This window comes from Taibaiella lutea (assembly GCF_008629695.1).
Taxonomy (GTDB): Bacteria; Bacteroidota; Bacteroidia; order Chitinophagales; family Chitinophagaceae; genus Taibaiella; species Taibaiella lutea.
On sequence record NZ_VWSH01000001.1, the window covers coordinates 617,283 to 640,128 of the forward strand.

The 22,846-nt window shown below is 38.3% G+C and carries 21 protein-coding genes; 15 read left to right on the forward strand and 6 right to left on the reverse strand.

The window, feature by feature from the left end; genetic code table 11:
- The first annotated feature begins 172 nt into the window (after window positions 1-172).
- From pheT to F0919_RS02565, 4 genes are read left to right on the forward strand one after another with little or no spacing between them, the layout of a single operon-like run.
- Window positions 173-2,578, forward strand: coding sequence for a phenylalanine--tRNA ligase subunit beta (pheT, locus tag F0919_RS02550; RefSeq protein ID WP_150031145.1), 2,406 nt, complete (start codon window positions 173-175; stop codon window positions 2,576-2,578).
- 50 nt (window positions 2,579-2,628) lie between these two features.
- A complete protein-coding gene (locus tag F0919_RS02555; RefSeq protein ID WP_150031146.1) occupies window positions 2,629-2,901 on the forward strand; it encodes a hypothetical protein in 273 nt (90 codons plus the stop codon).
- 2 nt (window positions 2,902-2,903) lie between these two features.
- Window positions 2,904-3,479, forward strand: coding sequence for a DUF6452 family protein (locus F0919_RS02560; protein ID WP_150031147.1), 576 nt, complete (start codon window positions 2,904-2,906; stop codon window positions 3,477-3,479).
- On the forward strand, window positions 3,480-4,259 hold the full coding sequence (locus F0919_RS02565; RefSeq protein WP_150031148.1) for a DUF6048 family protein: 780 nt from the start codon (window positions 3,480-3,482) through the stop codon (window positions 4,257-4,259).
- Window positions 4,260-4,270: 11 nt separating this feature from the next.
- Here the strand turns inward: F0919_RS02565 and F0919_RS02570 are convergent, their stop codons facing one another.
- The 3 genes from F0919_RS02570 to F0919_RS02580 form a co-directional block, all read right to left on the reverse strand.
- Complete coding sequence (locus tag F0919_RS02570; RefSeq protein WP_150031149.1) at window positions 4,271-6,388, reverse strand: endonuclease MutS2; 2,118 nt, start codon at window positions 6,386-6,388, stop codon at window positions 4,271-4,273.
- Between the two features lie 183 nt (window positions 6,389-6,571).
- Window positions 6,572-7,330 (reverse strand): zinc ribbon domain-containing protein, encoded by a 759-nt coding sequence (locus F0919_RS02575; protein ID WP_150031150.1) that lies wholly within the window; start codon window positions 7,328-7,330, stop codon window positions 6,572-6,574.
- A 3-nt stretch (window positions 7,331-7,333) separates the two neighbouring features.
- Window positions 7,334-8,434 carry a Nif3-like dinuclear metal center hexameric protein gene (locus tag F0919_RS02580; RefSeq protein ID WP_150031151.1) on the reverse strand — a complete coding sequence of 367 codons (1,101 nt, stop codon included), beginning with the start codon at window positions 8,432-8,434 and terminating at the stop codon, window positions 7,334-7,336.
- A gap of 38 nt (window positions 8,435-8,472) precedes the next feature.
- Between F0919_RS02580 and F0919_RS02585 the strand changes: the two genes are divergently transcribed.
- Complete coding sequence (locus tag F0919_RS02585) at window positions 8,473-8,796, forward strand: eCIS core domain-containing protein (RefSeq protein ID WP_150031152.1); 324 nt, start codon at window positions 8,473-8,475, stop codon at window positions 8,794-8,796.
- On the opposite strand, the gene F0919_RS02590 is transcribed toward F0919_RS02585, so the two are convergent.
- Window positions 8,789-10,117: a bifunctional folylpolyglutamate synthase/dihydrofolate synthase gene (locus tag F0919_RS02590; protein WP_150031153.1), complete on the reverse strand. Its 1,329-nt coding sequence runs from the start codon at window positions 10,115-10,117 to the stop codon at window positions 8,789-8,791. The genes F0919_RS02585 and F0919_RS02590 overlap by 8 nt on opposite strands.
- 160 nt (window positions 10,118-10,277) lie before the next feature.
- On the opposite strand from F0919_RS02590, the gene F0919_RS02595 reads away from it, so the two are divergent.
- The 10 genes from F0919_RS02595 (at window position 10,278) to F0919_RS18380 (ending at window position 20,908) form a co-directional block, all read left to right on the forward strand.
- The gene (locus F0919_RS02595) at window positions 10,278-12,212 is read left to right on the forward strand and encodes a T9SS-dependent choice-of-anchor J family protein (RefSeq protein ID WP_150031154.1); all 1,935 of its coding nucleotides are present in this window, start codon (window positions 10,278-10,280) and stop codon (window positions 12,210-12,212) included.
- A 222-nt stretch (window positions 12,213-12,434) separates the two neighbouring features.
- Window positions 12,435-14,372: a T9SS type A sorting domain-containing protein gene (locus F0919_RS02600; RefSeq protein WP_150031155.1), complete on the forward strand. Its 1,938-nt coding sequence runs from the start codon at window positions 12,435-12,437 to the stop codon at window positions 14,370-14,372.
- Window positions 14,373-14,530: 158 nt separating this feature from the next.
- Window positions 14,531-15,268: a T9SS type A sorting domain-containing protein gene (locus tag F0919_RS02605; RefSeq protein WP_150031156.1), complete on the forward strand. Its 738-nt coding sequence runs from the start codon at window positions 14,531-14,533 to the stop codon at window positions 15,266-15,268.
- A 138-nt stretch (window positions 15,269-15,406) separates the two neighbouring features.
- Complete coding sequence (locus F0919_RS02610) at window positions 15,407-16,660, forward strand: ABC transporter permease (protein WP_150031157.1); 1,254 nt, start codon at window positions 15,407-15,409, stop codon at window positions 16,658-16,660.
- A gap of 24 nt (window positions 16,661-16,684) precedes the next feature.
- Window positions 16,685-17,182: a phosphoribosyltransferase family protein gene (locus F0919_RS02615; RefSeq protein ID WP_150031158.1), complete on the forward strand. Its 498-nt coding sequence runs from the start codon at window positions 16,685-16,687 to the stop codon at window positions 17,180-17,182.
- A 56-nt stretch (window positions 17,183-17,238) separates the two neighbouring features.
- Window positions 17,239-17,607: a hypothetical protein gene (locus tag F0919_RS02620; RefSeq protein WP_150031159.1), complete on the forward strand. Its 369-nt coding sequence runs from the start codon at window positions 17,239-17,241 to the stop codon at window positions 17,605-17,607.
- Window positions 17,608-17,706: 99 nt separating this feature from the next.
- Window positions 17,707-18,396: a 2-C-methyl-D-erythritol 4-phosphate cytidylyltransferase gene (locus tag F0919_RS02625; RefSeq protein WP_235903442.1), complete on the forward strand. Its 690-nt coding sequence runs from the start codon at window positions 17,707-17,709 to the stop codon at window positions 18,394-18,396.
- Between the two features lie 12 nt (window positions 18,397-18,408).
- A complete protein-coding gene (locus F0919_RS02630; protein ID WP_150031160.1) occupies window positions 18,409-19,344 on the forward strand; it encodes a LolA-like protein in 936 nt (311 codons plus the stop codon).
- A gap of 102 nt (window positions 19,345-19,446) precedes the next feature.
- Window positions 19,447-20,700: a competence/damage-inducible protein A gene (locus F0919_RS02635; protein ID WP_150031161.1), complete on the forward strand. Its 1,254-nt coding sequence runs from the start codon at window positions 19,447-19,449 to the stop codon at window positions 20,698-20,700.
- Window positions 20,701-20,737: 37 nt separating this feature from the next.
- A complete protein-coding gene (locus F0919_RS18380; protein WP_190277234.1) occupies window positions 20,738-20,908 on the forward strand; it encodes a hypothetical protein in 171 nt (56 codons plus the stop codon).
- Window positions 20,909-20,948: 40 nt separating this feature from the next.
- On the opposite strand, the gene radC is transcribed toward F0919_RS18380, so the two are convergent.
- Window positions 20,949-21,650 (reverse strand): RadC family protein, encoded by a 702-nt coding sequence (radC, locus tag F0919_RS02640; RefSeq protein ID WP_150031162.1) that lies wholly within the window; start codon window positions 21,648-21,650, stop codon window positions 20,949-20,951.
- A gap of 68 nt (window positions 21,651-21,718) precedes the next feature.
- On the reverse strand, window positions 21,719-22,828 hold the full coding sequence (dprA, locus tag F0919_RS02645; protein ID WP_150031163.1) for a DNA-processing protein DprA: 1,110 nt from the start codon (window positions 22,826-22,828) through the stop codon (window positions 21,719-21,721).
- Window positions 22,829-22,846 lie beyond the last annotated feature (18 nt).

Consider the following 22,846-nt stretch of genomic DNA (forward strand, 5'->3'; position numbering starts at 1 on the left):
AATAAAGGGTAAAATATTGATAAATTAACATGCGGTATAAAAATTCCTTTTCTCAAATCAGAAAGCATAAAAATTGGCTTCCATATAAAAGCCAACAAATAATAGCAGTCCATTCCCAATTAGCCTAATAAACATTAACTTTACCGCCTTAAAAATTACAGAATTCTTATTTATGCAGATTGCCTATAATTGGTTGTTGGACTATTTACCTAAACCGGTACCGGTGGAGGATTTGAGCAAAATTTTGACAAGTATCGGTTTGGAAGTAGAGGGAGTGGAAAAATCAGAAGCTGTTCCCGGCGGGTTAGAAGGATTGGTTATTGGTCAGGTTATAACATGCCAGCCACATCCGGATGCAGATAAATTAAAAGTAACAACCGTGAACGTTGGCGGCTCAGAGAACTTACCGATTGTTTGCGGCGCACCGAATGTAGCTGCGGGACAAAAAGTAGTAGTGGCAACCGTTGGCACAACCGTCCATCCTACAAAAGGCGATGCATTTAAAATCAAGAAGGCAAAAATTCGTGGCGAAGTAAGTGAAGGCATGATTTGCGCAGAAGATGAAATCGGATTGGGAGAAAGTCATGATGGCATTATGATTCTGCCGGAAGATGCTGTGATTGGCATGCTGGCAAAAGATTATTTCAATATCGGTGCATCAGATTTTACATTGCATATCGGATTAACACCTAATCGTAGCGACGGCAACAGCCATATCGGCGTAGCAAGAGATGTTTGCGCTTATCAGACACATCACCTGAAAGAAGACTGGAAAGTAAAATATCCTGAAACAAAGCATTTAGCTGCAACTGATAAATTACCTGTAGATATTCATATTACTGCAACGGAGGCATGTCCAAGATATGCAGGCCTTACCATTGCAAATGTAAAAATTACGGCATCTCCGGAATGGCTGGTTCAAAGACTACAAACAATAGGTGTCCGTTCCATTAATAATGTAGTTGATATTACAAATTATGTGCTTCATGAATATGGACAACCTTTGCATGCATTTGACTATGATAAAATCAGCGGACATAAGATCAATGTCCGCTTCGCTCATCAGGATGAGAAATTCATTTCTTTAGATGACAAAGAAAGAGTTTTAAGAAGTGAAGACCTTATGATTTGTGATGCTGAAAAAGGCATGTGCATGGCGGGTGTATTTGGTGGCACCGGTTCCGGTATTACGGAACAAACAAGGAATATATTTTTGGAAAGCGCTTATTTCACGCCAAAAGTTATCCGCAGAACATCTATGCATCATGGCCTGCGCACTGATGCAGCAACGCATTTTGAAAAAGGCGTCGACATTGAAATGGTCATTCCTGCATTGAAACGTGCGGCAGCATTGATTTGTGAAATTGCCGGAGGAAATATTGCTTCCGACATTCAGGACATTTACCCTGCTGCGTTACCTGTAACTGCTATTAAAGTACAATACGATTATATCAATAAGCTTTGCGGGAAGGAATATAAGATTGCTGACGTCAACAGTATATTGGTTTCTTTAGGTTTTGAAATCATAGATCAAAGAAATGATTTTATAGAAGTAAAAGTGCCATCAGACAAACCTGATGTAAAACAAGGTGCGGATATTGTTGAAGAAATCTTAAGAATCGACGGACTGGATAATGTTGTAATTCCATCCAGATTGAATATTTCACTACATCGCCGTCCTGCCCCTGCTTCACGTAAATGGAAAGAACAAATTGCTGCATTCCTCAGTAATGCAGGTTTACAGGAAATTGTAACCAATTCTATTACCAACAGCAAATATTATCCTGAAGAAATGCCGATGGTCCGCATGATTAATAGTTTATCAAGCGAACTGGATGTTATGCGGCCTGAAATGCTGGAAAGCGGGCTCGAGGTAGTATCTTACAACGTGAACCGTAAAGCGCAGGATTTAAAATTATATGAATTCGGCAATATTTACCGTACATCAGGCGTTCATAAATACAATCAATCTTCCAAACTTAGTATCTGGATTACGGGCAATAAAGATGGTCAGCATTGGCAACATGCAGCTGAAGCGGCAGATATTTATTATTTAAAAGGGCTGGTAGCGCAGGTATTTGAACTTTGCGGCATTAAAAAAATCCAGGAACAGGAAGTTGAAGATGGTATTGAATGGAAAAGAGGCAAACAATTTATTGCTAAAGCATTTTCGGTTGATGCCAAAAAGTTAAAATCCTTTGACATCAAACAACCGGTATTCTATGCTGAAATAGATGTGCAGTCATTGACAGATGCAGCGGAAGGCGTTAAGGTAAAATACATGGAATTGCCAAAATACCCGGCCATGCGCAGAGATCTGGCATTGATACTGGACAAAGCAGTTCCTTACGCAAAAGTGGCAGGTATTGCACAGTCACAAAAATGGGAAGCGCTTAAAAACTTTGAACTGTTTGATGTTTTTGAAAGTGAAAAAATCGGTAACGATAAAAAATCACTGGCATTAAGCTTTACTTTCCAATTGAATGACAGAACACTGACAGATGAAGAGGTAGATGGCATGATGAAGCAACTGATTTCGACTTATAGAAATGACCTGCAGGCTTTAATAAGAGAATAAATAATTTTAAACAATTCCCAACAGCACAGCATTAAGCTTAAATATTTCGGATGAAAGAACTGGAATTATTACAGGAAAAACTGCAACAATTGTTGAAGCATCATAATGCTGTGCAATCGGATTTGGATCGTTTAAAAAAAATAAATGAAAAACAATCCGCTTTGATCGAACAACAAAAAACGGAAATAGTAAAAGTGCAGCAGGAGCTGACATTAAAATCTGTTGCTTATTCGGCCGGAAGTATGGAAGGTGATAAAGAAAAACTAAAACAACATCTGGATTTGGTTATCCGTGAGATTGAAAAGAATATTGAATCCTTGTAAGAATGAAGTTACACCCTAATCATTCATTGTTAAAGAAAGCATCCCTTGCAATTATAGGTTTAATGTTGCTGTTTGCAGCATGCAAACCTAAAGATCCAGATTGCTATCAATCTACGCTGGTATTGAACTTCAGTCAGTTTAAGACAAGATATTTAGATACTAACACGGTTAAAATAGATAGTTTTACAACAATTATTGATACCATTCAACGAATAACGGATAGTGTTATGCCGGCACCTGAAATGCTTGTTTTAGATGAAGACAGTGCTTATCGCGTGTCAGGTAAAGAGGTCATTAAGCTTCCTTGTCCGTTCAATCCGGCAAAGGATAGCATCAGATACAGGTTTAGGGCAGATACGAGCGGCACACAATACGACACACTGACTTTCTTCTATACATCTACGCCTCATTTCATCAACAATAATTGTGGTTATACTTATTATTACAACCTGGATAGAGTAGCATCAACCAATCATGTATTGGATTCGAGTTATATCATCAGTCCTGCGCTAACGGATGATAATACCAATAAGGCGCAAAATGCAAATGTTATATTTTATTTTAAAAGGAAGCCTTAAATGAAGAAACATATTGCATTGCTATTATTATCGGTTCTTTCATTCAGCAAAATGACTGCTCAAAGTAATGGCGGGGTTACTTTACCGGGTAATGAACTTAATAATATCGACAGCTCTAAAATTGGCAAAGTTGACAGCCTTATTATTAATAAAACAGATTCAAGCACTACTGCAAAAAAAAAGGAGCCTAAACCACCTTATGTCCATCAATTCCGAATTGGTATTGATGTAGCGAGGCTTGCAACCAATTTTATTTATAAAGATAAAAAGGGTTACGAAATGCAGTTTGATTACCTTTTGAGAAGCAAAAATTATGCAGTCTTTGAAGCCGGGTTCGGTAAAAATGCCGTTGATTATACCAATCTTAAATACGACAATACAGGTGCTTTCTTTAAAATAGGTATTGACAAAAATGTTATTGATATTGTCAATGACCATGATTACGACATTTTCTTTATCGGTATAAGATATGGCATGGGCTTTGGCAAAAGATCTGATGCTACGTTCCTTGTTCCGTCTTATTTTGGTTCACCGTCAGAAGGCACTTCGCCTGAAGAAAGTTATTTCATACACTGGCTGGAATTAAACTTAGGGCTGAGAGTTGAAATATTTAAACAGGTATTTGTAGGCTGGAATGCAAGAATTAAGTTCCTGTTGAATTCAGGAGAATTTCAGCAACTGGCGCCAAGCTATGTTCCCGGTTATGGCGCAGGCGATAAATCAACGGTGGCTGGCGGAAATTTCTATATAAACTACGCAATAAGATGGGGCGGAAAATAATCCGCCCCATCTTATTGTTGTTTCTTTCTTTTTTCTTCTTTTGCCTGAACGGTTATCCATTCATTCAATGTAACGGTAAATGGCATCTGCCCGATTTTCACTACAGCCTTTTTGCCTTTTATTTCTGCGATCCGCCCAACCTGATGATTTACGGTATGCCTTACTAAATCACCTTCTTGCGGCTCTTTTGCAAGAACTGTAAATTTCTTGTCGGCCTTCTTTGCTGCGGCCTCGTTTTGTTGAATTTGTTTCTTGCGGAATAAGATTTTTTCAGCTGATTCCAATACTTCCTGCTTATTTTCAGCGCGCTTCCAATCGTGGATTATCTGTTTGAATTTGCGTTCTGTTTCACGCAAATAATCCAGTTCTTCTTTCTTGATTTTATTCTGCAATTTCAGCGTTTCATAGTGTTGTTTCAACCGCTCTTTATCAATCAGATGTTCATACTTTTCTTTAAGCGATTCATTCTGCTCTATCAATTTCGACAAGTGCTTTTCTTTGTCCCCAAGCCTTACAGATTGCTGTTCGGTCTGGTGCAACATTTTATCCAGTTTGAAGTGACCACGCTCCGTCAATTGCCTGGCTCTCTCAATAACTTTAGGTGAAAGCTGGCTTCTTTGAGCAATAGCAAAAGTATAAGAACTGCCCGGTTTCCCGATAGTCAGTTGATACAAAGGCTCCAGTTTCTCTTCATCAAAAGCCATGGCGCCATTGTAAATACCCTTTACCTTACCGGCCATTACTTTCAGATTCAGATAGTGCGTGGTGATAATACCCAAAGCTTTTTTAGATGCCAGTTCTTCCACAATAGCTTCCGCAAAAGCCCCGCCCAGGTTAGGATCCGAACCGCTTCCCAATTCGTCAATAAAGAATAAGGTTTTGCCATTTGCGAAGTCAATGAAATATTTCATATCGCGCAAATGTGCGCTGTAAGTACTCAATTCATTTTCTATGGATTGTGTATCACCGATGTGAATGAAGATTTGTTTGAAAATTCCCATTTCCGAATTTTCATCAACAGGTACCAAAAGTCCCGCCTGCAGCATGATTTGCAACAAACCGACGGTCTTCATCGAAACGGTTTTACCACCTGCATTCGGACCGCTGATCATCAATATCCTTTCATCACGATCAAGCGTAATGTTTAATGGAATTGTCGGTTTGCCGGCTTTCAGGTTATGAAGATATAAAAGCGGATGCCTTGCCTTGATCAATTGAATAACAGGATGCGCCGTTAACCTCGGCATTTCTGCCTCCAAATCCTGGGCCAATAAAGCTTTGGCTCTTATAAAATCATACAAACCACAGACTCTGTAATAACTTTCCAGTTGCGGATGATAGCCGGAAAGATGTGCAGTTGTCTGTGAAAGAATACGTTGAATTTCCTTGTGTTCCGCTCTTTCCAAAGAAGACACTTCGTTATTCAACTCAATGGTTTCTTCCGGCTCAATAAATACTGTTTTCGAGGAATCGCTTTCTCCATGCAGAATACCTTTCACGATACGTTTATGCTCGGCAAAAACTGCTACAGTCCTTCTTCCGCTCAAAAAGCTTTCGGAAATGTCAGCAAGATAACCTTGCTTGTTCAGCTTGCGTAAAATACTGTCAAAAACTTTCCTCAACTGCTGACGTGTTTTATCGAGCTCCATTCTGATTTCCATCAAATCGCGGGAGGCATTATCTTTCACATTGCCGCTGTCGTCAATTACAGCCGAAATAATCTGTGTTATTTCTTTTTCGTAGACAATCTTCTCTGCAATCGTTCTCAATTGCGGGTATAAGGGATCGTGCGATTTCAGCCATTGCAGTATTTCTTTGATGTTCAAAGCGAGGTTACGGAAAGCCAGCAATTCTTCACCTTTCAGAATAGCGCCGCTTATGGAAAGATATTTCAATTCCCTATCCATATTCCGGGTGAAATCATTGGGAAAATGGTCATGGCTAAACAAAGTACTCTTATACTCGGAAGTCTGCTTCAAAGCCATCTCCACATATTCCAGCTTTGTGTGGAACCTTAAATTTTCAACCCGATTTTTGGCGGCATCCGTGCGGCATTTTGCCAACAGCAGTTGCCTTATTTTATTAAACTCCAATTGATCCAATGCTTGCGCAGGATATGTCAATAACATTCTTTTATTAGATATTAGGTGTTAGATACCGGATAATGAAATTCTGACACTTCATCCATCTGGCAATCATAATTCTGATAATTAAAAAAGCGGCGCTTTCGAGAAAACGCCGCTAAATAATATTTCTTCTGCTTTTCAAAATAATTTGAAAAGCCATAAAACTAAATAATGTTCAAGTATGAATTAGAATGGCTTTACAGCTTCATTCAAATCATTATCAACCAATACACGTCCGCAATGTTCGCAAACAATAATTTTCTTACGTTGATGAATCTCAGCCTGACGTTGAGGGGGAATGATGTTAAAACATCCACCACAAGAATCACGCAATACAGGCACGACAGCCAAGCCATTGCGATAGCTATTACGGATACGCTCGTAAGCGGTTAATAAACGTTCTTCTACTTTTTCTTTAGCCTTATCAGAAGTCTTAATTAATTCGTTTTCTTCGGCTTCGGTTTCTTTGATGATCTTGTCAAGCTCAGCTTTTTTTACAACCAAAGCATCTTTTTTGTTTTCCAGTCTTTCACCGGCAACTATTTTAGAGTTCTGAGCCTCTTGTAATTTCACTAAAGCATCTTTGATATGCTTATCGCAAAGCTTCATTTCAAGCTCCTGCATTTCAATTTCTTTAGTGATAGCTTCAAACTCGCGGCTGTTCTTTACATTATCTTGTTGCTTTTCATATTTTTTAATCAAAGCTTCGGCCTCTTTCTTCGCTGTTTTACGGCTTTCGATATAATCAGTGATGCTGGTAATTTCAGAATCAATGTTGTTTGCGCGTGTTTGCAAGCCCTCAACCTCATCTTCCAAATCATTCACCTCCATAGGTAATTCACCCTTCAACGTTTTAATCTCATCTCTTTTGGAATCGATCTTTTGCAAGGTCAGAACGGCGGTAAGTTTTTCTTCTATTGAAAAATCTTTTGCTACAGTAGCCATATATTAAAAATAATAATTTACAGGATTTGTGTTTGTCTTCGTAAAAAGAGTCGCAAAATTAGGAAATTTTTCCTTTAATAATTCAGAAAAAATTTCTATGGTAAATTGTTCACTTTCATAGTGTCCGATATCGGCAATTATAATGCGGTTTTCAGCATCAAAAAACTGATGATATTTATAATCGCCGGTTATAAAAATATCTGCTTTCGCAGCTATTGCCTGCTTTAATAAAAAGCTGCCAGCTCCACCGCAAACCGCCACTTTCTGAATTATTTTTGTATGCGGAACTGTATGGCGGATACAAGCTGTCTGCATCTTTTCTTTCAGATATCTGAGAAAATCGCCCACATTCATCGGCTGTTCCAATTCGCCTATCATTCCCGCACCAATGGTTTGGTTTTCATTTTCGATGGCAATCAGTTCATAAGCTACTTCTTCGTAAGGATGATTTTCCTTTAAGCTGGAAATAGCAACAGATTTTAAATGTTCAGGCACTAAAACTTCCAGTTTTATTTCAGTCACTTCTTCACGCGCGCCGCCTGCGTGGCCGATAGTCGGATTGGCATTTTCAGAAGCTTTAAAAGTTCCCGTTCCAATTGTTCCAAAACTACACTCGCTATATGCTCCGATTTGCCCCAGTCCAACCTGGAAAAGAGCTTGTTGTAATGCTGCTGCATTTGCCGCTGGAACATAAGTAAAAAGCTTGTACAATTTGTGAGAAACCGGCGCCAGAATGTGTGTTTGTTTCAACAGTAATTTATCGGCGATTCGTTTATTAACGCCCATCTGAACATTGTCCAGATTGGTATGTGCGGCGTAGATAGTAATATCATTTTTAATAGCTTTCAGAATTACGCGTTCCACATAATTCTTTCCTGTAAGGCTTTTCAATCCTGAAAAAATAACCGGATGATGCGCAATGATAAGATTAAAACCGACAGCAATGGCTTCATCTACAACTGCTTCTGTTACATCAAGGCTAAGAATTGCGCCTGTTGCATTATTATTTACATCGCCCACCTGAACACCGCAATTATCATAACCTTCCTGATAAGTCAACGGGGCGAATCGTTCTATTTCAAAGAGAATATCTCTAATTTGCATTGCCTGAATTAATAGAATTAATTAAACTTAAATGAATATTGCTGACAAAAATTAATATAAAAGAAGATACTTTCATTGCAAAGATAGCAGCCAGAAACCTGAAACAATCAAAGATGGCTATTACAATCGGTAATACCATTTATTTGTATAATGTTTCAAAGCAAGATTTTCTTTCTGATAATCATTGGCTTTGTCATGAATTGAAACACGTACAGCAATTTCAGGAATATGGTTATTTCAATTTCATCTTCAAATATTTATGGGAATCTTTACAAAAAGGTTATTACAATAATCGATTTGAAATAGAAGCAAGAAATGCAAAGACTGATTTTGAGCTATTGAATAAATTTCACATTAATTAGTATTCTTTTGTCCTTCTAAATAAACCAAAGCTTCGCCTACAATAAAAAAACTGCCTGTTATCAAAACAACATCTTCTTCAACTACTTTAAGGCTAAACTCAATAATAGCATCGTCCACCGATTTGTAAGCATTGCCGGTTAAGCCCAAATCATTTCCAATCTGCGCCAATTCGTTTGCCGGCATCGCACGAGGAATATTAGCCTGTGTAAAATAGTAAATTGCATCTTTGGGAAAATAAGACAATGCAGCAGGCACATCTTTATCTTTTACAAACCCGCACACAATATGTAATTTACTTTTCCCGTCTTTTTTTAAATTGTCAAGATTGCCTTTTAAATATTCCAGTCCGTCAGGATTATGCGCTACGTCCAGAATAATAGTGGGCTGTTGCTGATAATATTCCCAACGACCTCTTAAACCAGTTGTGCTTTTGACATGAGAAAGGCTATTTAATACTTTATCCAGACTCAGTTCCCAACCTAAATTATATAGTAACGTACTTGCTGTCAGAACGGTCTTAATGTTATGTACCTGAAAATTACCCATAAGGTCTGTTTTCAGATCATACATTTTCTGATCGGCTTTATGGATAACCTTAAAATATTGAAAATGCGCATCCTGATTTACTTTAACCAATTCCCACAAACTATCAGCATAAACAACAACTGTATTTTTTGCAAGTGCATTCAAAAAGAAAACCTGTTCTGTTTCAGGATGCGTCTCGCCCACTACTACGGGAACTTTTTCTTTAATAATTCCTGCTTTTTCAGCGGCAATCAATGGTAAGGTATCGCCTAATATCTGTGTGTGGTCCAAACCTATATTGGTAATGACAGACAATACCGGTGTTATGATATTTGTACTGTCCAGGCGCCCGCCCAATCCTGTTTCGATTACGGCAATATCAACTTTTTGTTCCGCAAAGGCCATAAAAGCCATTGCAACGTTTAATTCAAAATAAGATGGCTGAATTTCAGGAATAAGATGTTTTGTCTTTTCTACAAAATCAACTACAAAATCTTCAGAAACCGGAATGCCGTTAATTCTAACTCTTTCGCGAAGGTCTATAAGGTGAGGCGAAGTGTAAAGTCCCGTTTTATAACCCGCCTGTTGCAAGGCCCCCGCTATCATGTGGCTTGTGCTTCCTTTTCCATTTGTACCTGCAATATGAACAGAAGGGAATTTTAATTGAGGATTATCAAGAAATTCGCATATTTTACTTACATTTTCCAAACCTTTCTTTATTGCGCTCTGTCCTTGTTTAGAGAACATGGGTAATTGCTCATTTAAGAAGTTTATAGCCTGATTATACGGAGTCATTTAATTAACTTTTGAAGGTTTTTAGAAGATCAATTAATAAATAATAACTTAAAAGGGAGATAAAATTGGTTTTTTTATTTTTTTTAATAATAAATTATACTTAATTTCATGCCTCTGAATTTTGGAAAAGAAAACAATTTTAAAACAAAAAAACAGTAAAATGAAAAAAACATTACTACTTGGAGGGCTATTGCTGTCAGCATGGTTCAGCCAAGCACAACAACGTCTTGCATTGTATGAAGAATTTACGGGTGAAAATTGTCCGCCTTGCGCATCGACGAATCCTGGTTTATGGACATTGATAAGCACTCCAGGAAATGAAACAAAGGTCTTGATGTTAAAGTATCAATCGCCGATTCCTTCCGCGGGTCCTATTTATAATGCAAATCCTATTTTTACAGATAACAGGATAGATTATTATTCTATCAGCTCTGCACCCTCAGGCTCTATGAACGGAGGCACACCTGCGCATCCGGGTAATTTAACGCAAGCAAATATCAATACCGCTTCAAACGGGACAGCTGCATTTACGATTTCAGTAGGAAATCCCATGTATCAAAATGGCGGACAGACTTTTACTGCTACAATTACAGTAACAGCAACTGCTGCAACTAATATTGCAAATTTAAAACTGAGGTCTGCATTAGCAGAATCGCTACATTATGCAACTGCGCCGGGCACAAATGGTGAAAATGACTTTGAAAACGTCATCCGTCAAATGTATGACAATAACGGACCCAATCCTGACGGACAAACAATTGATGCTATGTGGACAGCAGGTCAAACCAGGATGTACACAATAAAAGGTTCTGTGCCTTCTTATGTTGGTGTCAATCCTTCGACTCCTCCTGTTAATTTCCTTGCAGCATGGGTTCAGAGAGATGACACTAAAGAGGTTTTACAGGCAGCAAGAACTCCAGGTAATATAACTATTACAAAACCACCATTGGATATTGCACTTACTGCTATTTCCGGCGTTTCAGGTCTAAAATGTCAGGTCCCAGCTACCATTACACCAAAAGTGACTGTAAAAAATACAGGAACTACTCCTCTTACTTCAGCTACATTCTATCAAAATGGTGGTACGGGCGTTATGAAGACATTTCCGACTATTGCAGCAGGAGCATCTGCAGAAGTACAATTAGATGCCATTCAAATTCCGAATGCCGGGATTCAAGCAGTTGTTGATTCTGTAGGATTTCCTAATGGAGTTACTAATACTGATCTTAATTATTATGACAATACGGTAAGAGGTGCTGCTTATATTCTGAACAGCACAGCTGCTCCGCTACCTATTTCCTACGACTTTGAAGCAGCAAATGCAGAATGGGTTCCATGGCCGGGTACTGCTGCAAATGGTTTTCCTATTCTTAGACAAAAAGCTGCAACTCAGAGTAATCCCAACTTTGGGTATGGTAACTCTGCTTATGTAGGCGTATTTTTAACTCCATACCTTTCTCAGGCAGATAACGGTTATTTAATTTTCCCTAAAGCCGAATTACCTGCAGGGCCTAAAGCGATTGACTTTTATATAGCATACGCTTTACGTGGCACTATAGGCGATAAACTGGAATTGCTTTATACAACTGATTGTGGAACCAACTGGACATCTGTTTGGACTAAATCTAATGGCGATTTGGCAAGCGCCCCTGCAACTGCTACTAATATGTATTTCATTCCGTCAAATGACGCAGGTTGGAAAAAATGGAGTGTAGACATTACAAATGTACCTACAGGAGCTAATTTTGCTTTCAAAGCTACCAGTGGTGACGGCAGTTATATATTTATTGACAATATTAAAATGCGCACAGGTACTACCGGTATCAATGAATTAATAGCTGACGGTTCTTTCAAAGTTTTCCCTAATCCTGTTTCTGATTTATTAAACGTATCAATCGATTTGAAGAAAGCATCTTCTGTAACTTATACAGTATTTAGTGTATTAGGTCAGCAAGTAAATGCTCCTGTTACAAAATCAATGAATACAGGTACTAATACAGTAACAATCAATACCAATAACCTTGCTGCAGGTATGTATTATTTAAACATTACTACTGAGGCAGGTAGCATTCAACAAAAATTCACAAAACAATAATATAAATATTATTTCTTGTTTAAGGAGCTGGCTAATAACATGCCGGCTCCTTTGTCATTATTTAAAGTGCAAAAATTGGAAATAAATTCCCCGCTCCACAGGAAGCAGGGGAATTTATTTTTTTTGGAATAACAAACAATTATTAACTTTACTTTCCAGCATGCACATTTAATGCTTCTAAAGCATGCCAATAAAACCAATTAAAACTTTTAAAAAAACAGTATGATGAAAAAAACATTACTACTTGGTGGATTAATGCTTTCTGCATGGTTTACTCAAGCGCAACAACGTCTTGCGTTGTATGAAGAATTTTCCGGAGAAAACTGTGCCCCTTGCGCAGCAACGAATCCTGGCTTATGGACATTAATCAGTGCTGCAGGAAATGATACTAAGGTATTAATGCTGAAATATCAAACTCCAATTCCTTCTGCGGGACCTATTTACTTAGCTAATACAATATTTGCAGACAACAGAGAAACTTATTATTCTGTAAACTCAGCTCCATCAGGTTCAATGAACGGTGGCGCTCTTGCACATCCTGCAAACCTGACACAAGCAAATATTAATACTGCTTCTACAGGAACTGCTGCGTTTACAATCACAGTAAGTAATCCTTCTTATCAAAACGCCGGTCAATATTTCACGGCAACTATTACAGTTACTTCTACCGGTGCAGCTACTTATGCTAACTTAAAGCTTAGATCTGCTTTGGTTGAATCTTTACATTATGCAACTGCTCCAGGTACAAACGGAGAAACTGACTTCCATAATGTAATCCGCCAAATGTATGACAATAACGGCGCCAACGCTGACGGTCAAACAATTGATGCTACATGGACTGCCGGTCAAACCAGAACTTATACAATTAAAGGCGCAGTGCCTTCATACGTTGGTTCAGCTCCTGCAACACCAGCTATCAACTTCCTTGCTGCCTGGATTCAAAAAGACGACACCAAAGAAGTTTTACAAGTTGGTAAAACAGCAAATATCACTGTTACAAAACCACCTGTGGATGTAACATTGACTTCGATTGGTATTTCCGGTTTAAAATGCCAGTTGCCAGCTACTATTCCACATACAATCAAAGTTAAAAACACAGGAACTACTGCACTTACTACTGCAAGAGTGTATACCAGTGTTAACGGTGCTACTCCAACATTCCAGGATGTTCCTTTGAATAACCTTGCTGCGGGAGCAACTTCTGCTGATCTTACATTAACAGCTTTAAATGTAACAACAGCAGGTGTACAATCAGTTGTAGATTCTGTAGTTTTACCAAACACAGTTCAGGATTACAATGACTTTGATAACGTAAGATCAAGCTCTGCGTATGTTTTAAACAGCACAGCTGTAGCTATTCCATTGACTTTCGATTTTGAAACAGCAAATACTAACTTCAGTAATTTCGTTTCTTATCCTGGTACATCTATAGTTGGAATTATTAAAGCAACAAGCCAAGGTTTGGGACATAGCGGTTCTAACGGATTAGGTTATTTCCCTTGCTATCAACTTCCACAAGGTAGCTTTGGTTATTTAATCTTCCCTAAAACTACAATGCCGGCAGGTGCTAAAGCAATTGATTTCTATACTTCTTATGCACAATACAAAGCAACAGACGGTACAATTACAGGAGATAAATTAGAACTTACTTATTCTACTGATTGCGGTACTACCTGGACTTCTATCTGGAGCAAAGCAAATGCTGATTTAGCATCTGCTGATCCAACCGGTTCAAACTTCACACCAACAACTGCTTCATGGAAAAAATGGAGCGTAGATGTTACTAATGTACCTTCTGATGCATACATTGCTTTCAAAGGAACAAGTAACTTCGGTAACAACATGTTCATTGATGATATCAATCTACGTTCCGGTGCTGCTACAGGTATTGATGAATTAGTTGCTGAAGGTTCTTTCAAAGTTTTCCCTAATCCGGTTTCTGATTTATTAAATGTATCCATTGATTTGAAAAAAGCATCTTCTGTAACTTATACAGTATTTAATGTATTAGGCCAACAAGTAAATGCTCCTGTTACAAAATCAATGAGTGCAGGTACTAACACAGCAACAATTAATACTAATAACCTTGCTGCAGGTATGTACTATTTAAATGTAACTACTGAAGCTGGTAGCGTTCAACAAAAATTCACAAAACAATAATTTAATTTTTGTTTCATTTTAATAAAGGAGCCGACCACAAATCGGCTCCTTTAATTTTAACTAAAAAAAGGAAATCAAAATGAATAAATTACCCTAACTTTGGTTTTGTCGTTAGAACGAGTTTCAAGACTCAAGTGTTTATTTTAAATTTTAAAAAAATGTTCAAAAAACTTTTACTTACAGCTATATTATTTGCTGTTTCCTTTACATTCGTTAGTGCACAAGATTTTGTGTTGGTTGCTGATACAATGCATAAAGACACTTCCGGTTCGGCTGTAACTAACCCTTGTGCTGACCATTCCGTTTTCTTCTATAATTATGTAAAAAATAATACAGGGGCTACTTTGACTGAATATAAATGGAAAATCATTCAGAAAGATTTCCCTTTCGGTTGGTCTCTTTGTCAATTCTGCGATAACAATCTTTGCAGACCAGGAACTGATTTTTCTGCTCCTTATGCTGATATAACAGCAGGATCTGTAAATGCAGGTGACAGCGGTCTTATGGAACCGGCTATAACTGTTCCTGCTGATGCAGATAACGGCGTTGGTATTTTACGCGTAAAAATATGGACAGCAAATACTACCGATACAGCAACATTCATTGTAAACAAAACACCTACGGGTATTTCAAAAATTGCAGTTAATGACGCAAGAGTGAATGTTTATCCTAATCCGGCCAATAATGCATTATTGGTTTACGCTGAGAAATCATTAAACCCTGCTAATATTTCAATTGTTTCAATAACAGGTCAAACTGTTTATAGCACTGTTTTCAATACAGGTAAAGAAGCAGCAAATGTGAGCATCAGTTCTTTAACAAAAGGAACTTATATGATTAGATTGACTGACAATAAAGGTCAATTAATTACTGCGAGAAAATTCATTAAAGAATAAAAAAATAATTGTTTAATACAAGAAAAGGTGCTGACATAATCAGCACCTTTTTCTTTATCTATTTCATTCGCGATAGTGATTAATATTTTACATTTGCGAAGGATAAAATTCTAAAGATAAATCCTACTCCATTTCTTCATGCGACAACTGCTGCAGATTTCTGTTACAAGTTTTAAAATGGCTTTCATAGAATTGAAAGCTAATAAACTTCGTACGTTTCTGTCTTTGCTTGGCATTACTATCGGTATATTTTGCATTGTTGCTGTTTCTACTGTTTTAGATAGCCTGGAAGCAAGCATCAGGACAAATGTAGCAAGCCTGGGCAGTGATGTTATTTATTTGAGTAAATGGCCCTGGACAGATGAAGGTGGCGAGTACAAATGGTGGCAATATATGAACAGGCCGGTGCTGAAGGTTAAGGACCTGAAAGCATTGGAAAGCAAAGCACAAACACTGAGATATTCAACATTGCTTTATGATAAAAATAATGTCACGGCAAAACAAAACCAGTATTCTGTTGAGGGTATAACCTGTTATGCGGCAACGCCCAATTTTGAGAAAATGCAGAATTTCGAAATTGGCATGGGACGTTATTTTCAGCCACAGGAGCTTAACGGCGGCAACAATATGGTAGTGCTGGGCTATGATGTAAAGCGGGAACTTTTTCCTGCGGGAAACCCGATAGGAAAAACAGTTTCGTTTATGGGCCGCAACTTTACGGTAATCGGAACGATGAAAAAATGCGGCGATAATATTGCGGGTTTCAATTTTGACAGGGGCCTTATCATATCTTTCTTTGCTGCAGCGGGAATAGAGGATGTCAATTCTCCGAACGCAGGTATTACGTTAATGGCAAAAGCAAAACCGGGCTTCAGTTCAGACGATTTAAGCACGGAATCGGAAGGCATTCTCAGGGCAGAACATAAAATAGAACCCGGCACAAAGAATGATTTTTCCATTAATAAGCTTAGCCAGATAACCGAACAGCTGAACCAGGTATTCGGCATGATTAATATTGTGGGAAAGATTATAGCAATATTTTCACTTTTAGTCGGTGGCTTTGGTATTGCTAATATTATGTTTGTTACAGTGAAAGAAAGAACAAAAATAATAGGTTTGAAAAAGGCAATCGGCGCCAAAAGAATCGCCATACTTATTGAATTCCTGATGGAAGCAGTTGCACTATGTTTATTTGGCGGATGCATTGGTATCATACTGGTCTTTATGCTTGCCCTGGTTTTTACTTATGGAATGGATTTTAAAGTATCTTTATCTCTCGAAAATATTATTTACGGCATTTCCATTTCAACTATTATAGGAATAATAGCAGGTTTTGTGCCTGCTTACAGCGCTTCAAAAATGGATCCGGTTGTTGCAATAAGATCCAATTAAAAAAAGAAAATACTGCAAAATAAAATGAATAAAATAGCTATCCTTTCAGCTGCTCAGATAGAACAAAAACTCAGGAGAATGGCTTTTGAAATATGGGAGAAGAATCATGAAGAAAAGGAGATTTTCATTATCGGAATTGAAGAGACAGGAGCTGCAGTTGCGTCAAAAATTGCCCAGATACTGAAAGAAATCAGTTCGCTGAAAGTTAACCTGTCCAGTATTAAAATCAATAAAAAATCGCCGCTTTCAGATTCAATCGAATTAGAAAAGATTGAATTAAATAAAAAAACTGTAATTTTAGTTGACGATGTTGCCAATTCAGGAAAAACATTGCTTTATGCTTTGAAGCCTTTAATGGATTTTGAACCGACGAAAATACAAGTTGCAGTACTGGTGGACAGGAAGCATAAAAACTTTCCGGTGACACCTGATATTATCGGCCATTCAGTTGCGACAACCATTCAGGAGAATATAATAGTAAATTATAAAAATGGTGTTTTTACGGGTGCTCATTTAGAATAACCAGCTTAAACTTTTTATTATTAATAAGGTCAAACCAAATTCCAAAAACTACTAAAATGAAAAAACTACTTTTCGCAGCAGGTCTGCTTTGCTTTGGTCTTTCAACCACAACAACATTTGCACAGGATGTTAAACAAGATGGTAATCAAAAAACAGCCAGCAGGTTAGATCCTAAAAGAGTGGCTGCTATGAGAGCCAACAGATTAGAAAAAGAACTTTCATTGACTGCTGACCAAAAAACAAAGGTGGAATCAATTCTTTCTTCGGTTGTAATGACTCCTGATAACCGTGAAGCGGTAGAAAAAGAAACAGAACAAAAAATAAAAGCCGTGTTGACTCCGGATCAAGTTAAGAAATACGATGATATGATTGCCAAAAGGCAAGAAATGAAAAAACAACAATTAGATGCTGCTCAGGCAAAATAATTATTGAATTTTCAATTACAAAAGCAAACGCCGGGATAATAATATTCCGGCGTTTGCTTTTGCCGAGTATCTTTGCACAGACTTAAATTATTACAAACATTGAACGATAAAAGTACAACATTATTGTTGGTAGCAGGAGGTAAAGGCATCAGAATGGGCAGCGCTGTTCCGAAGCAATTTTTGCCTTTGCTTGATAAGCCGCTTATTTACTATCCTATCCAAATTTTTCTTGATACTTTTCCCGATGGTAAGATTGTTCTGGTTTTACCAAAGGCCCATTTTTCTTATGCTAATATCCTATTACAGGCTTTTAACGGCAATATTGAATTAACGATTGTTGCGGGTGGTGAAACAAGATTTCATAGTGTAAGTAATGGGTTGAAGGAAATTGAAGATGGTATTGTGTTTATTCATGATGGCGTACGTCCTTTTATTGATAAAAAGTTACTGACGGATTGCTTCGGGGCAGCGCTTGAACATGGCAATGCCATTCCTGCGACTGCGGTAACAGATAGCATAAGGCAATGGGACGGGACTGCATTCAAGGCGATTGACCGCAGTCACCTGAGAAGCATGCAGACTCCACAGACATTTGACGTAAAGCTTATAAAAAAAGCTTTTGAGCAGGAATATAATGATGTATTTACAGATGAAGCAACTATGCTGGAGCATATGGGAGTGCCTATTAACTTAATTGAAGGTTCGAGAAGCAATATTAAGATAACTACACCGGAGGATATGATTATGGCAGAGGCATTGATGCAATTACAAAATAATTCAACGATCTAAACAAAAGGGATTATGAAAAGAAATGCCATAAAGTACCTGTTTTTAACCTTTTCGGTATTGTGTTTTCCTGTGTTGACAAGGGCTCAGGTATTGGATACGGGGAATTATTTTGCGCCGATTCTTATTGATGAAATTATTATTAATTCCAAAGAGAATTTTAATATCGGCGATTTCATCAACAGGATAAAAAGCGATACCACGTTTTATAAAGCCTTTCGCAGCATGCATCTGGTAACTTATAATGCGGAAAACGACATTAAGATTTTTGAAAAGAAGGGCACGAAAATAAAAGCATCGTTACAAAGCGAAACAAAGCAAATCTACAGGAATGGTTGCCGCACCATGAATGTTCTTGATGAAAAGGTTACGGGTGATTTTTACGATAAGAAGAGGAATTACAATTATTATACTGCGGAATTGTTTGCTTCTTTATTTTTTACCAAAGGAAAGGTATGTGGCGAAAATAATATTGTAAAAGGTAAGCTGGAAGAAGAAAGCGGGGGAAGCAGTATTGAAAAAAACAAGGCGAAACTGAAGCAGTTAATGTTTAATCCGGGCAGCAAGATTTCAGGCATTCCTCTGATGGGAAATAAATCTGCCATCTTTGAACCGGATGTTGCGAGGATGTACGACTTTAAATTATCAGTTGATACAAAGAACGGTATTGATTGCTATGTTTTTGAAGCAACTCCTAAGCCCGGGTTCCTGAACGATGTGGTTTACAGAAAGTTTAAAACATGGTTCCGGCAATCAGATTATTCCATTATTTCGCGGGACTATGCTTTGGTATATAATACGATTGCTTATGACTTCAATGTGGTCATCCATGTTGATTTAGAGCAAAAGGGGCAAATGCTTTTACCGTCTTATATAAGTTATAACGGAAACTGGTTTGCATTTACAAAGGGCAGGGAAAAAGTTACTTTTACTGCCAAATTTGATTATTGATCAGATATCAGATGTTAGACATTAGATGTTAGATATTAGACGTTAGATATCAGACGGATATTATCTGCTATTAAATAAACTTACTACTAAAACACGAGGACTTTGTCATATAATTCCATTATAATTACGATTGGGGACGAATTATTAATAGGTCAAACTATCGATACAAATTCGGCTTTTATTGCACAACAACTTAATAAATCGGGCATTCAGGTTAAAAGAAGAATTGCGATCGGAGATGACAGGAATGCTATTTCAGATGCCCTGAATGAATCGATTCCTAACGCAGATATTGTTTTTCTTACCGGGGGCTTAGGGCCGACTGCCGATGATATTACAAAACCTTTGCTCAGCGAATATTTCGGTGGTAAGCTAACGGTTAATGAAACTGTTTTAGCACATGTGAAGCAAATATTTTCAAGGCGCAACAGGCCGTTTCTTGAAAGAAATTTAAGACAGGCGGAGGTTCCGGAGAATTGTCAGGTATTGTTCAACAGATTGGGAACGGCGCCGGGTATGTGGTTTGAGCAGGATAACTGCATTATTATATCATTACCGGGTGTGCCGTTTGAAATGCAGACTATTGTGGAGGAAGAAGTGATGCCCAGATTGTCAGAGCGGTTTAAAGGATATTATATCTATCATAAGACGCTGATGACTGTAGGCATTGGGGAGAGCTTTATTGCAGAGAAAATACTGGATATCGAAAATGCATTGCCCGCGGATATTCACCTTGCGTATCTGCCGACGCCGGGCTTTGTAAAACTGAGATTAACAAGTGAAGGATCGGACAAAGCTAAAATGGAACATGAGGTTGAGATCAGAGCGCAGCTGATACAACAAAGATTAGGCGATTATATTGCTGCAACAGAGGATATTTCCTTGGAGGAAATAGTTGCAAATGCGCTGAAGGAGCACAGGCTGACTTTAAGCCTGGCCGAAAGCTGTACAGGCGGCTATGTTGCCAATAAAATAACTAATCTTGCCGGAAGCTCGGCCTACTTCAAGGGCTCGATAGTGAGTTATGCAAATGAGGTAAAAGAGGATTTATTGAGTGTAAAGCATGAAACTTTGATGACGGCGGGTGCAGTAAGTGAGGCAACTGTAAAACAAATGGCAGAAAAGGGACGGGAGGTTTTAAAAAGTGATATTGCGCTTTCTATTTCCGGTATTTTAGGGCCGGGTGGCGCTACTGATGAAAAGCCGGTAGGCTTGGTATGGATGGCAATTTGCAATAAAAACATTACGGTTACAAAGGAGTTTCATTTTTTCTACGACAGGCTCCGCAATAAGGAATTGGCTTCCAATGCCGCTCTGGATATGATAAGAATGTTCATTGCAGAGCATTATGCTTAACCGGCGGCAGAAATATAGATTTTCATTATAGTTTTAATTGGAGGTACTTGTTGCACAAGCCTGTGCAATCGATGCAAGAGCTTGTGCAACCGAAGCAACGGTCTGTGCAACCGATGCAATGGTCTGCGCAATCGAAGCAATGGTCTGTGCAACCGATGCAATGGTTTGTGCAACCGACGCAATGGTCTGTGCAACTGATGGAGGATAAGGCTATGCGATTGATAACGAGGCAGTATCAATATATTAAATTACAACAATCCATTATCCGCAAAGCTGAAGTGCTTATTATCGGCAATAATTACATGGTCCATCAATGTCATATCCAGAAGCCTGGCGCCCTCTTTTATTTTTTCGGTAATTGCTTTATCGGCATTGCTCGGATTCAGATTTCCGGAAGGATGGTTATGGGCAATGATAAGATTGCTGGATAAATACTGTAATGCAGTTTTAAAGATTATTTTAGGGTCAACAACAGTGCCTGTTACGCCTCCTGAACTTACAAATTCAACATGCAGTAATTTATTGTTCCTGCCCAGACAAAGAACAGCAAATTTTTCATGATGCAGGTCATTCATTAAAGGCATGAATATATCGGCAGCCTGTTTACTGGAAGTAATTATTTTTTGTTCCATACTTTCACTCAATTGCCTTCTGCGGCCTATTTCCAAGGCGGCGGCTATTGCTATCGCCCGTGCTAAGCCAATGCCTTTAATGGTTTGAAAATCTTTCAGGGATAGTTTGCCCAAAAAAGAAAGATTTTGGTTTCCCAATTGCAATACTTCTCTTGCCAGATCAACGGCAGACTTCTCTTTCGTACCGCTTTGAATCAATATTGCCAATAATTCTGCGTCAGAAAGGGCGGCATATCCTTTTTGTTGCATCTTTTCTCTTGGCCTGTCGTCTTCGGCCCAATGTTTAATCGGATTTGATTTTGTAGAATTGTCGTTCATTTTTAAATGTTAGATATTAAATGTTAGATATAGGATGATTGTTATTGAAGCTAAAGGCCCATAATTCCTCATGTCATCCTAAAGCGCTTGCCGGGCAATGCTTTCACTGCTCCGTTAAGTTCCATTGTCAATAGCATTGCAGATAGTTGCGCGGGGTTAAAGCTTGATTTTAACAGCAGTTCATCGATGTGCATTCCTTCAGCGTTGCCTAATACATCCGCAATTTTCATTTCCTCATCTGTTAAATGGTTGAATAATTTTGCCTGTACAGCTTTTCCGTGATTATCATTTTTCCAATTCATCATTTCCAACAAATCGTCTGCACCGGTTATCAGTTGCGCAATATTTGTCCTGATGAGATAATTACATCCTTCCGATTTTTTATCGATGGTTCTGCCGGGAAAGGCTGCTACTTCACGGTTGTAGCTTGCGGCGAGCTTTGCCGTTATCATCGCCCCACCCTTCTTCGCGGTTTCCACAACAATGGTAACATCGCTCAAACCGGCGACTATCCTGTTCCTCATGGGAAAATTATATTTATCGGGAATGGTTTTGGATGGATATTCTGTCAGCAATCCGCCATGTTTCACCATTTCGCGGGCAATATGCTTATGTTGGGGAGGATAAATAGTATCAAGCCCATGCGCCACAACTGCAATGGTAGGAAGCCCTGTTTGCAGGGCTTTTCTATGCGCTATTCCGTCAATGCCCAGGGCAAGGCCGCTTATGATGATGATATCTTCTAGCTTTAACCCTTCAATTAATTCTTCAGTCATTCTTGCACCGTAGTCGGTGTTTTCTCTGGAGCCTATTATGGCAACCATTTTTTTGTGTTTCAACGGTTGTGTTCCTTTATAATAAAGCATCAGCGGTGCATCATCGCATTCTTTAAGCTTTTCAGGGTAATTATCATCCAAAATAAAAAGGGGTTGTATATTATGCTTTAAAATAAATTCAACTTCAACAGCTGCTTTTTTCAAATCGGGCGCTGCTGAAAACAATTTTGCTTTTGTCTCACCAATGCCTTCAATAGTTTTCAGTTGTTTGGGAGATGCATTGAATATTGCTTTTGCGGAGCCGAATAGATGTAAGAGCCTTCTGCCGAACTTATAGCCAATCTGATCGGTATGGGTTAATGCAATACGATATAATAATTCGTCTTCCGCTTCTATATTCATGATATAAAACTAACGAAT